This is a genomic window from Sphingopyxis sp. LARHCG72 (assembly GCF_052871675.1).
In genome coordinates, this window is record NZ_JBIXJU010000010.1 from 69,913 (window position 1) to 84,205 (window position 14,293).

The 14,293-nt window shown below is 66.3% G+C and carries 12 protein-coding genes and 1 tRNA gene; 7 read left to right on the forward strand and 6 right to left on the reverse strand.

What is annotated here, in order from left to right; genetic code table 11:
* Both ACIPPQ_RS19185 and ACIPPQ_RS19190 read left to right on the forward strand, forming a co-directional pair.
* Entirely contained in the window at positions 1-771 is a 771-nt protein-coding gene (locus ACIPPQ_RS19185; RefSeq protein WP_446545652.1) for an NAD kinase, read from the forward strand.
* Between the two features lie 83 nt (positions 772-854).
* Positions 855-929 (forward strand) — tRNA-Asn (locus tag ACIPPQ_RS19190).
* Between the two features lie 244 nt (positions 930-1,173).
* Here the strand turns inward: ACIPPQ_RS19190 and ACIPPQ_RS19195 are convergent.
* The 3 genes from ACIPPQ_RS19195 to ACIPPQ_RS19205 form a co-directional block, all read right to left on the reverse strand.
* Positions 1,174-1,812 (reverse strand): isochorismatase family protein, encoded by a 639-nt coding sequence (locus ACIPPQ_RS19195; RefSeq protein ID WP_446545653.1) that lies wholly within the window; start codon positions 1,810-1,812, stop codon positions 1,174-1,176.
* Between the two features lie 62 nt (positions 1,813-1,874).
* Positions 1,875-2,516, reverse strand: coding sequence for a hydrolase (locus ACIPPQ_RS19200; RefSeq protein ID WP_446545654.1), 642 nt, complete (start codon positions 2,514-2,516; stop codon positions 1,875-1,877).
* A gap of 139 nt (positions 2,517-2,655) precedes the next feature.
* Positions 2,656-3,522: a pirin family protein gene (locus tag ACIPPQ_RS19205; protein ID WP_446545655.1), complete on the reverse strand. Its 867-nt coding sequence runs from the start codon at positions 3,520-3,522 to the stop codon at positions 2,656-2,658.
* Between the two features lie 110 nt (positions 3,523-3,632).
* On the opposite strand from ACIPPQ_RS19205, the gene ACIPPQ_RS19210 reads away from it, so the two are divergent.
* From ACIPPQ_RS19210 to ACIPPQ_RS19230, 5 genes are all read left to right on the forward strand, one after another.
* Complete coding sequence (locus ACIPPQ_RS19210) at positions 3,633-4,556, forward strand: LysR substrate-binding domain-containing protein (protein WP_446545656.1); 924 nt, start codon at positions 3,633-3,635, stop codon at positions 4,554-4,556.
* Between the two features lie 134 nt (positions 4,557-4,690).
* Positions 4,691-5,194, forward strand: a complete 504-nt coding sequence (locus ACIPPQ_RS19215; RefSeq protein ID WP_446545657.1) for an RNA polymerase sigma factor — start codon at positions 4,691-4,693, stop codon at positions 5,192-5,194.
* Positions 5,191-6,213: a FecR family protein gene (locus ACIPPQ_RS19220; RefSeq protein ID WP_446545658.1), complete on the forward strand. Its 1,023-nt coding sequence runs from the start codon at positions 5,191-5,193 to the stop codon at positions 6,211-6,213. Before ACIPPQ_RS19215 ends, ACIPPQ_RS19220 begins: the two co-directional genes overlap by 4 nt.
* Positions 6,214-6,310: 97 nt before the next feature.
* On the forward strand, positions 6,311-9,502 hold the full coding sequence (locus ACIPPQ_RS19225; RefSeq protein WP_446545659.1) for a TonB-dependent receptor domain-containing protein: 3,192 nt from the start codon (positions 6,311-6,313) through the stop codon (positions 9,500-9,502).
* Positions 9,503-9,569: 67 nt separating this feature from the next.
* A complete protein-coding gene (locus ACIPPQ_RS19230) occupies positions 9,570-10,397 on the forward strand; it encodes an acid phosphatase (protein WP_446545660.1) in 828 nt (275 codons plus the stop codon).
* Between the two features lie 3 nt (positions 10,398-10,400).
* Here the strand turns inward: ACIPPQ_RS19230 and ACIPPQ_RS19235 are convergent, their stop codons facing one another.
* The 3 genes from ACIPPQ_RS19235 to ACIPPQ_RS19245 form a co-directional block, all read right to left on the reverse strand.
* On the reverse strand, positions 10,401-11,642 hold the full coding sequence (locus ACIPPQ_RS19235) for a dicarboxylate/amino acid:cation symporter (RefSeq protein WP_446545661.1): 1,242 nt from the start codon (positions 11,640-11,642) through the stop codon (positions 10,401-10,403).
* Positions 11,643-11,770: 128 nt separating this feature from the next.
* On the reverse strand, positions 11,771-12,655 hold the full coding sequence (locus tag ACIPPQ_RS19240; protein ID WP_446545707.1) for a LysR family transcriptional regulator: 885 nt from the start codon (positions 12,653-12,655) through the stop codon (positions 11,771-11,773).
* 57 nt (positions 12,656-12,712) lie between these two features.
* Positions 12,713-14,290 (reverse strand): N-acyl-D-amino-acid deacylase family protein, encoded by a 1,578-nt coding sequence (locus ACIPPQ_RS19245; protein ID WP_446545662.1) that lies wholly within the window; start codon positions 14,288-14,290, stop codon positions 12,713-12,715.
* Between the last annotated feature and the right edge of the window lie 3 nt (positions 14,291-14,293).

Below are 14,293 nucleotides of genomic sequence, written 5' to 3' on the forward strand. Positions count from 1 at the left end.
ATGCATCGCAAGATTGCGCTTGTCGCATCGAATGCGCCCGCCGCCATGGAGGCGGAGGCCGAACTGCGCCCGCTTTACGATTTCGTCGAGCTGGCCGAGGCTGACCTGTTGATCGCGCTCGGCGGTGACGGCTTCCTGCTGCATATGCTGCACATGCTGCTCGACCAGCGCCGCAGCCTGCCTGTTTTCGGGATGAACCGCGGCACCATCGGCTTCCTGATGAACGAGTTTCGCGTCGAAGGCCTGCTCGACCGGCTCGCCGCCGCGCGCCCGTTCCTCATCCATCCGCTGTCGGGCGATATCACGACGATCAGCGGCGAGCGGCATATCCTGCCGGCGATCAACGAGATTTCGCTGCTGCGCGAGACGCGCCAGGCGGCCAAGCTCGAGGTGATGATCAACGAAAAGACGATGCTCGAAGAGCTGGCGTGCGACGGCGTGCTCGTGTCGACCCCGGCGGGCTCGACCGCGTACAACCTCAGCGCCAACGGTCCGATCCTGCCGCTCGAATCGGAAATGCTGGCGCTGACCCCGATCAGCCCCTTCCGCCCCCGTCGCTGGCGCGGTGCACTCGTCCCCGAAACGACGAGCATCCGCTTCAACGTCCGCGAGGCCGCGAAACGCCCGGTCAGCGCGGTCGCCGACCAGCGCGAAATCCGCGACGTGAAGACGGTTTTGGTGACGACCGACCGCAGCCGGCCGCTGACTTTGCTGTTCGATCCCGACCAGGGATTGGACGAACGCATCGCGATGGAACAATTTATCGCCTGAGAGTCATAAAAGGCGGCAAAACCCCCTTGATAAAGTTGTCGGTTGACGGCAAAGGGGCCGCCTTGTCCGCTTCGGCGGTGTGTTCCTCGGTAGCTCAGCGGTAGAGCAATCGACTGTTAATCGATCGGTCGTAGGTTCGAATCCTACCCGGGGAGCCATTTCTTTCCAGACGCACCCGATACAACGCCAAGGCACCAGCCTTGCGCATCCCAGCTCGCAGTCCACGATCAATCGGCCCCCGACCCCATCGACGATCGCGCGGATTCGTCCGGAGCGGAGCGACGCCGCCTTGATTGCCGACGGCCGCTCCGGGGCGCCGAAGCCCCGAAGCGACCGCCCGCCGAACCGATGTCGGATCGTCTAGCCGCGCTGCGAATCCAGCGGCTCGTGCTCGGTGGCGACCTACTGAGCCTTGGCGTAGCTTTCCATGAGCAACTGATAGGGCGGGAAGATCTTCGTATAGATATGCGCCCATTTTTCGGCATCGTCGCGGTGCCAGCTCTTCTGGACTTCCGACGCGACCGCGGCGGTGTCCATCGGCACGACGCCGGCCTGTACGACGCGGGCGAGCGTGATTTCCTGCGCCATCTTCGAATAGGTGCCCGACGCATCGACGACCGCGAACACCTTATAGCCGTCGTGCACCGCGCTGATCGACGGAAAGGCCATGCAGACGCTGGTGATCGTACCCGCGATGATCAGCGTGCCCCGGCCCGTCGCCTTCACCGCCGCGACGAAATCGGGGTTGTCCCACGCGTTGATCTCACCCTTCCGCGCGACATATTGCGCGTGCGGGGCATTGGCGTGGATTTCGGGGATCAGCGGGCCGTTCGGTCCCTGCGGCACCGACGCGGTCGTGATGACCGGGATGCCCGCAAGCGCGGCGATTGCGGCGAGCGCGCCGGCGCGCTCGCGCAACTCGGTCATCGGCATGTCGGCGACGGTCTGGAACAGGCCGCTCTGATGGTCGATGAGCAGCATCACCGCGTCGTCGGGATCGATCACCGGGCGAGCTCCGGCGAAGTTGGCGGGGGTGGACATGGGTCTTCTCCTTAAGGGGTTCCGCCGGGCGACCTGCGCCGCGCCGACGGAGGCGTTTCGGCTCAATCGGCCTTGTCGTATGAAAACTGGATTCCGGCCGTGCCGCCCGTCTCGATGAACAGGTTCATGAAGGCGGGGACGGTCTCGCTGCGTTTCCAGTCGCGCTGCAATTCGCAGAACAGCTGCGGGACCGAGATCATCTTGCCCCCCGCCTGTTCGATCCGCCGCAGCGCGGCCTCGTGCGCGGCGAGCGAGGTGCCGCCCACCGCATCGACCGGGACATAGACCTCATACCCCTCGGCAAGCGCGTCGAGTGCGGGAAAGGTCAGGCAGGCCTCGGTCCAGAGCGCGGTCATGATCAGCTTCTTGCGCCCGGTGGCTTCAACCGCCTTGCGGAATTCGACATCTTCCCAGCTGTTGATCGTCGTCCGGTCATAGGTCGGATAGTCGCCCAGCACTTTGCGGACCTGCGGCACCGGCGGCTTGTTGAGGCCGGTTTCGACATTCACCGTCGAATGGACGATCGGCAGGTCATAGGCGACCGCCGCCCGGGCGCAGCCGGCGATGTTATTCAGCAGCAACTGCCGGTCCATCGAGGCGATCGAATTCACCTGAACCGGTTGATAATCGATGATGATGAAGGCGGAATTCTGCGGAGTCAGCAGATGGTCGGCCTTCGGGTCGCGGATGGCTTCGCTTGTCATGGGTCTTCTCCTGCATATGGGCGCGCCGAAGGGCCGGCAGGCAACTGCCGTCGCGGCGGGGCACGCGGGTCCACCGTCAATTCATCGAGGGGAGAGAGGACCCGGCTCCCGGGAGGTGGGGGAGGGAGCCGGGTCCGCGTCAGGCTGCGACGGGTGCGAGCCTGCCGTTGCTGAAGTCGTCGATAGCCTGCCGGATTTCAGCTTCGCTGTTCATCACGAAAGGCCCGTAGCCGACGATCGGTTCGTCGATCGGCTCGCCGGTCAGGACAAGGATCGTCGCATCGCCGTCGGCGTGGATCGCGATCGATCCCCCTTCCCGGCTCAGCAACACCATCTCGGCCTCGCCCGCTTCCTCGCTGCCGCCCACGGTGACATGGCCGGCCAGCACCACCAGCATCGCGGTGTGGCCTTCGGGCAGGTCGAGCGTCAGGTCGGCATCGCGGTTCAGCCGGACGTCCCAGACGTTGATCGGGGTGAAGGTCCGCGCCGGGCCTTTCACGCCGAGCATCTCGCCCGCGATCACCCGGCCGAGGCCGGCCCCGTCGGGCAGCTCGACGGTCGGAATGTCCGCCGCCGTGATGCCCTGATAGCCGCCGGGCGCCATCTTGTCCTTCGCGGGCAGGTTGACCCACAGCTGGACCATCCGGAACGAGCCGCCCGTCTTGCCGAACGCCGGCGAGTGATATTCCTCGTGCAGGATCCCGCCCGCCGCCGTCATCCACTGGACGTCGCCGGGGCCGATGATACCGCCGTTACCCGCCGAATCCTTGTGCTCGACCTCGCCGTCATAGACGATCGTCACCGTCTCGAACCCGCGGTGCGGATGCTGGCCGACGCCGCGTCGATCGGTGGTCGGCGCGAAATTATAGGGGCCGGCATAGTCGAGCAGCAGGAACGGGCTAACCCGGTCGCCGAGGCTGTTGTACGAAAAGAGCGAGCGGACCGGAAAGCCGTCGCCGACCCAATGCTGGTTGGGATTGCTGTAAGTGCCAAGGATCGTCTTCATCGTGCATCTCCTGCGCCTCCAGGGGGAGGCATCTGTTGAAAGCACAATAATCCTTCACCAAAGACGCCAAAAGATTGCAAAAATGGACTCAGAGTCCTAAAAATAGGACAATGCAGGATCTCAACGATCTCTATCTCTTTGTTCAGGCGGTCGATCATGGCGGGTTCGCCGCTGCCGCGCGCGCGCTGGGCTTGCAGAAATCGAAGGTCAGCCGCCGCATCGGCCTGCTCGAAGACCGGCTGGGCGTGCGTCTGATCCAGCGCTCGACGCGGCGCTTCTCGGTGACCGAGATCGGCCAGGAATATTACCGCCGCTGCGTCGCCATGCTCGTCGAGGCCGAAGGCGCCCAAACCGTCATCGACCAGTCGCGCGCCGAACCCTGCGGCGTCGTGCGGCTCAGTTGCCCCACGGGCCTGCTCGCCTTCCAGTTCGGCGCATTGTTCGGCCGCTTCATGGCGCTCTATCCCGACGTCGAGCTCCATGTCGAAAGCACCAACCGCCGCGTCGACGTGATCGGCGAAGGGTTCGACCTCGCGATCCGCGTCCGTCCGCCGCCGCTTGCCGAGAGCGAGCTCGTCATGCGGCGTTTCGACGAGCGCACGATCCGGATCGTCGCCAGCCCCGATCTGCTCAAGCAACGGGCCATCACCCTGCCCGCCGACCTCGCAGGCCTGCCCAGCGTCGACTTCGGGCCGGCGGGCGGCGAGCATCGCTGGCGGCTGACCCATGCCGACGGCAGCGTTGCCGAGGTGCGCCATGCGCCGCGGCTGATCACCGACGATATGGCGGTGCTGCGCGACGCCGCGCTTGCCGGGGCCGGAGCCGCGCGCCTGCCGACGCTGGTTGTCTGGGACGATTTGCAAGCAGGGCGGCTGGTGACGTTGCTCCCCGACTGGAAACCGTCGAACGAAATTGTCCATGCGGTCTTTCCATCGCGGCGCGGCCTTCTCCCCTCGGTCCGCGCGCTGCTCGATTTCCTCGCCGACGAATGTGCGGCGCAGCGGCGGCGGGTGCCTGAATCCGGTCACGACTGAGGCTGCCGTCCTTCATCGCGAAATATGGCTCCGGCCGGGCGGCTGCGAAAAAATTTGGATTTCGGGTGTCCCCCTCGCGCGCTCGCGCGTCTACAGCCTCATGCCCATAGTTTCGCAGGACACGCCGCCTTCCCATGCAGCCCGCTAAAGACCAGCTGGACCTCGGTCGCCGTTGGCGGCCCGCGCTGCTGTCCTATTTCCTCCGGCGCGTACGCGACCATGCCGAGGCCGAGGATTTGACGCAGGAACTGATTGCGAAGCTGCTCAAGCATGAAGGCGACCAATTCGCTTCGCCCGAGGCCTATATATTCCAGATGGCGTCCAACCTGCTCGCCGACCGGTCGCGCCGGATGAAGGTGCGCGCGCAATACCGCGAACTGCTCGGCCGCAGCGAAGAGGCCGGGATCGACCCGATCGATCCGTTCCGGGTTGCCGCAGGCCGCGCCGAGCTTTCGGTGCTGGCGACCGCATTGGCATCGCTGCCCGAACGCACGCAGACGATCTTCATCCTCTACCGGCTCGAAAATCTGGGGCAGGACAAGATCGCCGAAACCTTCGGCATTTCGGTAAGCGCGGTCAAAAAACATGTCGCACGCGCGATGGCGGGACTGATGAAGGAAATGAGGAGCGCGCCATGAGCAGCGAAACGACTGCCATGCCCGCCGCCGACGAGGCGATCGAAGCCGCCGCGCTCTGGTGCATCGAGCTGTCCGAAGGCGCGTTGAGCGAGAGCCAATGGGCCGAGTTCGAAGCCTGGCTCGCGGTCCCCGGCCACGCCGACCTGTTCCAGGAAGCGGGTGCGCTTTGGCAGGATTCGGGTGCGGTCGCCGACTGGCCGCAGGTCATCGCGCTGCGGACGAAGGCGCTCACGCAATTCCGCAAGGCGAACCAGCGCCGCTGGCTCGCCGCATCGCCGCGGCGACTGGCATGGATATCCGGCCTCGCCGCGGCCCTGCTGCTTGCGGTCACGCTGGCCCTGTTCTGGCACCTCGACCGGCCGCGCGAATATGAAACGGGGATCGGCGAACGGCAGGTCGCGGTGCTCGACGACGGATCGCGCGTATCGCTCGACGCCGTGACGGTGATGAATGTCCGCATGAAGGACGAAGCCCGCCAGGTCGAACTCGTCGGGGGCCGCGCCAAATTCGACGTCGCGAAGGACCCGCTTCGCCCGTTCACCGTGGCGGCCGGCGACAAGCTCGTGGTCGCCGTGGGGACATCGTTCAGCGTCGAGCTGATCGACGGCGAAGTGCGCGTCATCCTTTACGAAGGCCAGGTCGAAGTCCGCGACCGGTCCGACACCGCCCACTCGGCCGCCGCGGCGCCGCAGCGGCTGATGATGCGGCCCGGCAGCGAGCTCGTCGATTCGGTCGGCTCCGCCACACCGGCGCAGATCGTCCGGCCCGACCTCACCCAATCGCTGAGCTGGGAGCAGGGCCTGATCAATTTCGACGGCGAACCGCTGGCGAGCGCGGTCGAACGCATGAACCGCTATTCGACGAAGCAGGTCCGGCTATCGGACGCCACGCTCGGCGATATCCCGGTCGACGGCATGTTCAAAGCGGGCGACGTCGATGCGTTCGTCGAAGGCATCGCCGCGCTGCACCCGCTCCGGCCGAAACATGTCGGCGGCGAAATCATATTGGAACGCCGATGATCCTTTTTTGTCGCTGCGCCGATGTCCCTCGGGCGGCGTCGTGCGTCCTTGTCCTGTGACTGCCCGGCAAAAGCCAGGCGCAGCAGGGGGGATTATCATGCCGTTTTTCAGATCCGCACTCCGTGGCTCGATCGCCACCACCGCGCTCGTCGCATCAGCGCTCGCCGTCCCGGCAATCGCGCAGGAACGCACCTTCAGCTTTTCGATCCCGGCGCAGGACATGAAGTCGAGCCTGCGCGCACTCGCCCGCGCATCGGGCCAGCAGATCACCTTCGACAGCGGCGCCCTCAAAGGCAAGCGCGCGCCGGCGCTCCGCGGGACGTTCACGGTGCGCGACGGCGTCGCCCGCCTGCTCGCGGGGTCAGGGCTCGAGGCGAGCTGGGGCCGGTCGGGCGTGCTGGTCGTCCGGCCCGCCGGCCGGGTCGCCGACGCATCGGGTGCGGCCTATGCGGCCGTACCGGCGAGCGCGGCGGCGGAGGAAGCCGACCGCGACATCATCGTCACCGGCAGCCGTATCGCGCGTCCGGTCGTCACCGACTCGCCCGTGCCGATCATTGGGATCAGCGAAGAGGATATCCAGGCGTCGGGGGCGACCGAGCTTTCGGAAATCCTTGCCGACTATCCCGGCGTCACGCCCAGCCTCAACCTCGCCAACTCGAACAACCAGATCAATGGCGCCGGGACCTCTTCGGTCGACTTGCGCAGCCTCGGGTCGGATCGCACGCTGACGCTGATCGACGGGCGGCGGACGGTATCGAACCGGATCACGGGCAATGCCGTCAGCCTGAGTTCTATCCCGACGATGTTCGTGGAGCGCGTCGAGGTCATCACCGGCGGCCAGTCGGCGGTCTATGGCTCCGACGCGATCGCGGGCGTCATCAACATCATCACGCGGCGCAAGTTCGACGGCGTCCGGATCGGCGGCCGCGCCGGCATTTCGAGCCAGGGCGACAGCCAGCGGCTCAACCTCGACCTCCTCGTCGGAAAGCGGTTCTTCGATGACCGCGTGTCCGTCATCCTTGGCGCGAGCTATGAAAAGGAAGACGGGATCATGGGCTATCAACGCGCCCGCTCGCTCGAATCGCTGTCCTATAGCCAGTCCGCCGACGCCAATCCGCTCAATCAGGGCGACCTCGGCATCACGCGCCCCGCGAAGAGCAGCAGCGTGCCGGGCGGACGCTTCCTGTCGAGCTCGACCACGGGCGGCGGCTATTTCTATTATGACGCCAACGGCAATCTCGCACGCAGCACGTCGACCGCCGTCTATGGCTGGGAAACGCGCCCCGATCTGCAGATCAGCGGGCCGCGCACCTCGTACCTCGCCGCGGGCAAGCTTTCGGTCGACCTTGGGAGCGACATCGAATTTTTCGGTCAGGTCCAATATTCGAAGGTCAAGACGTCGTCCGAACGCGGCGGCGCCGAAACCGCCGCCTATGACGACGAATTCGGCGATCCCAACAATCTCGAGACGATCGGCCGCATTCCGCGCAATAGCCCCTATGTCCCCGCCGCGATCCGCGCGCTGGCCTCGTCTTCCGGCGTGCAATGGTCGCGCCGGTTCAGCGAGCTCGGTCATTATCGCGTCCTCAACGACCGCCAGACGTGGCGCGCCTGGACCGGGCTACGCGGCACCCTCGCCGACGACTGGAAGTGGGAAATCAGCTACGGCTACGGCCGCTTCCATCAGGATCAGGACCGCGTCAACGTTCTGAACCTCAAGAATCTGCAAAATGCGATCAACACCGAGTTCGACCCCGCCGCACCCGGCGACCTCAGCCGCGTCCGCTGCGTCAATGCGGCAGCGCGCGCCGCGGGCTGCGTTCCGGTCAATCTGTTCGGCCGCGGGTCGATCACCCCGCAGGCCGCCGATTATATCCGCGCCAACCTGAATCTCGACGGCATCATGCGTCAGGACGTGGTGCAGGGCTATATGAGCGGTTCGCTCTTCGACCTGCCGGCAGGCCCTGTGTCGGTCGCGTTCGGCGGCGAATATCGCCGCGATGCGCAAAGCTCGACCACCGACGAGGCAACCCGGCGCGGGTTCGGGTCGGCGTCGTTCATCGCCGAATATGAAGGCAACGTCAAAGCGAAGGAGGTCTTCGGCGAAATCAACGTTCCGCTGCTGCGCGAACAGCCTTTCGCCCATCGCCTCGCGCTCGATGCCGCGGTGCGCGTCGGCGACTACAACATCACCAACGTCGGCTCGGTGCTCAGCTATCGCGTCGGCGGCGAATGGGCGCCGATCGAGGATTTGCGTTTCCGCGCGCAATATGCCCGCGCCCAGCGCGCGCCGACCGTCACCAACCTCTATTCGCCGCCGCGCGACGACGCCGACGATGTTGTCGACCTGTGCGACGGCGTGACCGCCGCGACGGCCGGCACCGTCGCGACCAACTGCCGCTCGATCCCGGCGATCGCGGCGGCGATCGCGGCGAACGGCGTGTTCACCCAGATCACCGACAACATCGAAGGTCCCTCGGCGGGGAACCCCGAACTCAAGGAAGAAACCGCCGACACGATCACGCTCGGCGCGGTGCTCATGCCGCGCGCCCTTCCGGGGCTGTCGCTCACTGTCGATTATTTCAAGATCAAGGTGAAGGATGCCATCTCGGCGCTCGAACCCGATGAATTGCTGCGCGAATGCCTCGGCAACCCCGACGGCCTGACCGACAATTTCTTCTGCAACGAGATTACGCGCAACACCGAAGGCCAGATCACCCGCATCCTCAACCGCGATCTCAATCTCAACCAGATCGTCCGCTCGGGCGTCGATGTCGCGCTCGAGTATCGCTTCGATGCGCCGCAATTCCTGTCGTCGACGGGCAAGTTCGATATACGGCTGCTCTATTCGCGCCTGCTCGACTTCTACACCGTCTTCGACGGAGTGAACGGCGTGTCGCGGACCAACGAGAAGGGCCAGATCGGGTCGTGGCTCAATACGGGGCAGGCACAGCTTGGCTACCGTGACGGCGGCCTGCGGCTGCGCTGGAAGGTCCGCTATACGGGCAAGGCGGTCGACAGCAACCTGCGCCTTGCGGCGGCGGAAAAGGCCGGATCGAACCCGCCCTTCCTGCGGATCGGCGACCGGATACGCCACGATTTCTATGCAAGCGTCGACGTACCGTCGGCGGGCAACGACTTCCGCGCCTATGCCGGCGTCAACAACGCCTTCAACAGCGTCAGCCCTTTCCTGCCGTCGGGAACCGCGTCGGGCAGTTCGCAGAATGTCTCGGGCGATTATGACGTGATCGGCCGCTATTTCTACCTCGGGTTCGAAGCCAAATTCTGACCCTTCCCCGCGCCGTCGTCGCCCTTGTGGACGGCGGCGGCGCGGCCCTTCTGCTGGAGTTCCACCGATGACCCGTCGCAGGATCACCCTTTGCATGGCCGCCCTGTCGTTCGCGCTCGCCGCCTCCCCCGCCGCGGGCCAATCGCTCGAAGGGGTAAAGCGTCCCGAGGGCGAAGCGAAGCCCGTCGGCTATCTGCCCAAGGGCAGCACCGACTATCGCCTGCTCGTCGGGCCGCCGCCAGCGCCCGGTTCGGTCCTCGACCAGCTCGACATGGCGGTTTCGCAGCGCTTTCAGGCCGGGATCGCACCCGATCGCTGGGACGCCGCCGAGCTCGACAGCAAGATGGTCTATCCGCGTTTCGCCGACGCGTTCGGAAAGCCGATCGATCGCGCGAGCAGCCCGCGGCTGATCGCGCTGCTCAACCGCGTGATGCGCGATGCCGCCGACCCGGTCTGGACAGCCAAGGACGCGTTCCAGCGTCCGCGCCCCTATCAACGCTACCAGCTCGCCCGCCGCTGCGGCAGCAGCCCTGTTCCCGCACCCGATCGCGAACCGCGCGGCGGCTCTTCCTATCCTTCGGGGCACACCGTCTATGGCTGGGCGACCGCGCTCCTCCTTGCCGACGTCGCGCCCGGCCGCGCACCACTGATCCTCGAGCGCGGCCGCGACTATGCGCTCAGCCGGGTGATCTGCGGCTATCATTTCCCGACCGACACCGAGGCCGCGCGAACGGTTGCCGCCGCCGTCCTGACCCGGCTGCATGGCAACGAGGCTTTCCTCGCCGACCTGCGTGCCGCGCAGGCAGAATATGGCGCGAGTCCGGCCGCGCCTGTCGAAGCCGCGCCGGCAAGCCCCGCCCGCGACGCCAAACCCGCCGAAGCGCAAGCCGACTGATGATCAGCGCCGGGGCGGCGCGCGATAGATGGATTGATCGAGCTCGCCTTCCCACCGCGCGACGGTCGTCGCAACGGTCAGGTTGGCGCTCGCGCTCGGCACCGTGCGTGTCATGTCGAGCAAGCGGTCGAAGGGCAGGACAAAGCCGACGATCAGCGCCGTCTGCTCCGGCGCGACCCCGACGGCCGATAACACCGCCGCCAACATGAACAGCGACGCCGACGGCACCGGCGCGGTGCCAAAGGCGGCGAGCGCGCCCGTCAACAGCACGATCGCGAGAACCCCCGCATCGATCGGCACGCCGAAGGCCTGCAGGCTGAAGATGCTGAGCAGCCCGACATACATTGCGGTGCCGTCCTTGCCGATGCTCGCCCCAAGCGGCAGCACGGTCGAATAGACGCTGGGCGACACACCCAGATTCTTCCCCGCGACGGTCATCGCGACGGGCAGCGTCGCCGACGAGGAGGCGGTCGAGAAAGCCACCACCAGCGCGTCGATGATGCCGCGGAAAAAGGGAATGACCGGCAGCCGCGCCAAAAGCCGCAGGATCAGGCTGTGGACGAGGACGATCTGGATCAACGACCCGACGACGACGGCGAGCGCCAGCCAGCCGATATTGACGAAGACCGCGGCGCCGTTCGCGGCGACGGCATTGGCGATCAGCGCGAAGACGCCGATCGGGGTCATTTCCATAACCAGCCCGACGATCTTCAGCAGCACCGCCGACAGCGATTGCAACACGCCCGCAAAGGGCTTGCCCGCCTCGCCCGCGAGCACGGTGCCGACGCCGACGAGGATCGCGACGAAGATCAGCGCGAGCATGTCGCCTTTCGCCAGCGCCTCGACGATGTTGAGCGGGATGATGCCGATGAGCTGGTCGTAGAGCGGCACGGGATCGCCGAGCGCCTTCGGCACCGCGTCGCCGACGGGGACGCCGACCCCCGGCTGGATAAGCAGCGCGACCGCCATGCCGACCGACACCGCGATCGCCGTCGTCAGCGCGAACAGCCCGACTGTCCGCCCGCCCAGCGGCCCGAGGCGCTTTGGATCGGCGAGCGAGGTGATCCCGGCCGCGATGGTGACGAGCACGATCGGCGCGACGAGCATACGGATTGCGCGGACGAACAGATCGCCGAAAACCGCGACCTTGGCCGCGGCATCGGGCCAGACCAGCGCGAGCAGGAGTCCCGCGACCAGCCCGCCGAGCACGCGCTTCCACAGCGGGACGGCAAACCACCAGCGCATCAGGACGCGGACCTCTGTGCGGCGGACGCGATTGCTGGAAGACCGGGCCTATATGTCATCGCCCGCCAGCCTAGGCGGACGGGCTCCCCGCCCCGCATATCGATTGTGCGCGCCCCCATAACCATTTGCTATATCCCGTCGATCACCTGCGCCACCACCTTCAGGAAATCGGTCGCGAGCGCGGTCGGCGGCCGGTTGTGCAGGTACATCGCATAGAGGTCGAAGGTCAGCGGCGGCGTGAGCGGGCGGATCGCCAGCCCCGGCGCCAGCGCGGCCTGCGCGGTGAAGCTGTCGACCACCGTCAGCCCGACCCCCGCGCGCACCAGCGCGGTCGCGATGTAAAAGGTCCGCGCCGACATCGCATGGTCGAATTCGAGGCCCAGCCGGCGCTGTTCCTCGACGAACATCTGGCCGATGGGTCCGCTGGCGGCGACGCTGATGAAATGATGTTCGCGCAGGTCGCGCAGCGCGAGGCGCGGCGGCGCGTCGGGTATGTCCGCCTCGCGGTACAGAACGACCAGTTCGCCCTCGCCCAGCCAGCGGCTGCCGATCGGCGCATTTTGCGGCACTTCGACCGCGATCGCGACGTCGGTCTCGCGTTCGTGGAGTTTGCGAACGAGATCGTCGTGATGCACCGTCTGCAGGTCGAAATTCACATTTGGATGGTCGGGCAGGAAGCGCGCCACCGCCTCCGGCAGCACCCCCAGTGCCAGCGAGGGAAGCGCCGAAATGCGCAGCATCATCCCCGTACCGCGCCGCAGGTTGCGCGCGCCTTCGCGCAGCGCATGGACACGCCCCTGGATTTCGCTGACCTCGTCGAACAGCGCATGGGCGTCTTCGGTCGCGACAAGGCGGCCGTTGGCGCGCTCGAACAACGGAAAGCCCAAGATCGATTCGGCGTGGCGAAGCGTCTTCGACACCGACGGCTGCGAAATGTTCAGCGCACGCGCCGCGGCGCTGACCGACCCGTTGGTATAGACGGCATAGAATATCTCGATGTGGCGCAGGTTCATCCCGGCCATCGTGACCGCCGTCCCGCTGCGCGGCAAGTCAATTTGTGCCGCATGGCGTTATCCGGGAGTGCGGAGCAGCACCCGGCCATAACGTTCGGCGGCGGGCTTGCCCTTAACGAGCGCGGCGCGACCGTTGACGAAGACATGGTCCATCCCGACCGAATAGGCATGCGGCTTTTCATAGGTTGCGGCATCGCCAACCGTCGCGGGATCGAAGACGATCACGTCGGCGAACGCCCCGTCGCGCAACACACCGCGATCGGGGATCGCAAAGATCTTTGCGGGCAATCCGGTTGCGGCATAAATTGCCTTCTGCATGCTGATCACCGGCGTATCGAGCACATAATTGCGCAGTTTGCGCGGAAAGGCGCCATAGGCACGCGGATGCTCCGACGTCTCGCCAAAGGGCGGCAGGCCGCCGTCGGTCGAGGTCATCGTCCACGGCTGCCGCATGAAGGCGGCGACATCGGCATCGCTCATGTTGAACGATACGGTCGGCGCGCCGCCGCGTTTCAGCATGTCGATCGCGGCGTCGAGCGGGTCCTTGCCCTGCAGCTTGCCGATCTCGTCGAGGCGTTTGCCTTCCAGCGCCGGTTCGGGCGGGAAACCGCGGATCATGATCGCGTGCGGCCCTGCGCGCCGTTCGAGGTTCGGGACCATCTCGGCGCGGATCTTCGCGCGCATCGCCGGATCTTCGAGCCGCTTGGCGAGCGCCTCGGCGCCGCCCTCCTGCGCCCAGCCGGGGACGAGCGAGGCCATCAGGCTCGATCCCGAGGCGGTATAGGGATATTGATCGGCCCAGATTTCGACGCCCGACGCACGCGCCGCGTCGATCCGCGCGATAACGTCGGCCGACTTGCCCCAGACCTGCGGCCCGAGCACCTTGATGTGGGTGACGACGCCCGGAATCTCGGCCTCGCGCGCGACCGTGATGACTTCGTCGACCGCGGCGACGACGCCGATGTCGTAATTGCCCTCGTCGCGGATATGGCTGATGTAAATCGCGTCGGGGAAATGCGCTGCGGCCTTGGCGAGGCCGACGATCTCGGCGGTGTTCGAATATTTGCTCGGAATATAGAAGGGTCCGTCGGACAGGCCGTAGGCGCCCGCCTGCATCGCCGCGGTGACCAGCGCCTCCATCTTCGCCTGCTCGGCCGGCGTCGCGAGGCGCGCGACATTGCCCATCACCTCGCGGCGCACGGCGTTGTGCCCGATCAGCGGGATCACATTGACCCCCGGGACGTTCGTGCGAAGGTCGGCGATCTGCGGCCCGAGCTCGGCAGGCCCTCCGCCATCGGGGTTGATCGCCAGCGTCGTGATGCCCTGATACAGCATCGGCAGCGCCGCCGCGAGCTTCGCGGTCTGGATGTTCGGCGCGGCGTGCGAATGCGGATCGATGAAGCCCGGCGCGACGATCTTTCCGGTGGCATCGACCAGCGTTGTGGCCGTCGCCGTGGGCGGGACGAGCCCCACGGCGACGACACGGTCGCCGGCGATGGCGACGTCTGCAACGCGGCCCGGCGTATCGCTGCCGTCATAGACGGTGCCGCCGCGGATCAGCACATCATAATGCTGCGCCCACGCGGGAGCGGTGGTGACGAGCAGTGCGGCAAGCGATAGCAGGGCCCTTTTCATCGT

Bases quoted from the DNA above. Each gene is read 5' to 3' on its own strand.
- ACIPPQ_RS19185 (WP_446545652.1), top strand. From the start codon at position 1: ATGCATCGCAAGATTGCGCTTGTCGCATCGAATGCGCCCGCCGCCATG.
- ACIPPQ_RS19195 (WP_446545653.1), bottom strand. From the start codon at position 1,812: ATGTCCACCCCCGCCAACTTCGCCGGAGCTCGCCCGGTGATCGATCCC.
- ACIPPQ_RS19200 (WP_446545654.1), bottom strand. From the start codon at position 2,516: ATGACAAGCGAAGCCATCCGCGACCCGAAGGCCGACCATCTGCTGACT.
- ACIPPQ_RS19205 (WP_446545655.1), bottom strand. From the start codon at position 3,522: ATGAAGACGATCCTTGGCACTTACAGCAATCCCAACCAGCATTGGGTC.
- ACIPPQ_RS19210 (WP_446545656.1), top strand. From the start codon at position 3,633: ATGCAGGATCTCAACGATCTCTATCTCTTTGTTCAGGCGGTCGATCAT.
- ACIPPQ_RS19215 (WP_446545657.1), top strand. From the start codon at position 4,691: ATGCAGCCCGCTAAAGACCAGCTGGACCTCGGTCGCCGTTGGCGGCCC.
- ACIPPQ_RS19220 (WP_446545658.1), top strand. From the start codon at position 5,191: ATGAGCAGCGAAACGACTGCCATGCCCGCCGCCGACGAGGCGATCGAA.
- ACIPPQ_RS19225 (WP_446545659.1), top strand. From the start codon at position 6,311: ATGCCGTTTTTCAGATCCGCACTCCGTGGCTCGATCGCCACCACCGCG.
- ACIPPQ_RS19230 (WP_446545660.1), top strand. From the start codon at position 9,570: ATGACCCGTCGCAGGATCACCCTTTGCATGGCCGCCCTGTCGTTCGCG.
- ACIPPQ_RS19235 (WP_446545661.1), bottom strand. From the start codon at position 11,642: ATGCGCTGGTGGTTTGCCGTCCCGCTGTGGAAGCGCGTGCTCGGCGGG.
- ACIPPQ_RS19240 (WP_446545707.1), bottom strand. From the start codon at position 12,655: ATGAACCTGCGCCACATCGAGATATTCTATGCCGTCTATACCAACGGG.
- ACIPPQ_RS19245 (WP_446545662.1), bottom strand. From the start codon at position 14,290: ATGAAAAGGGCCCTGCTATCGCTTGCCGCACTGCTCGTCACCACCGCT.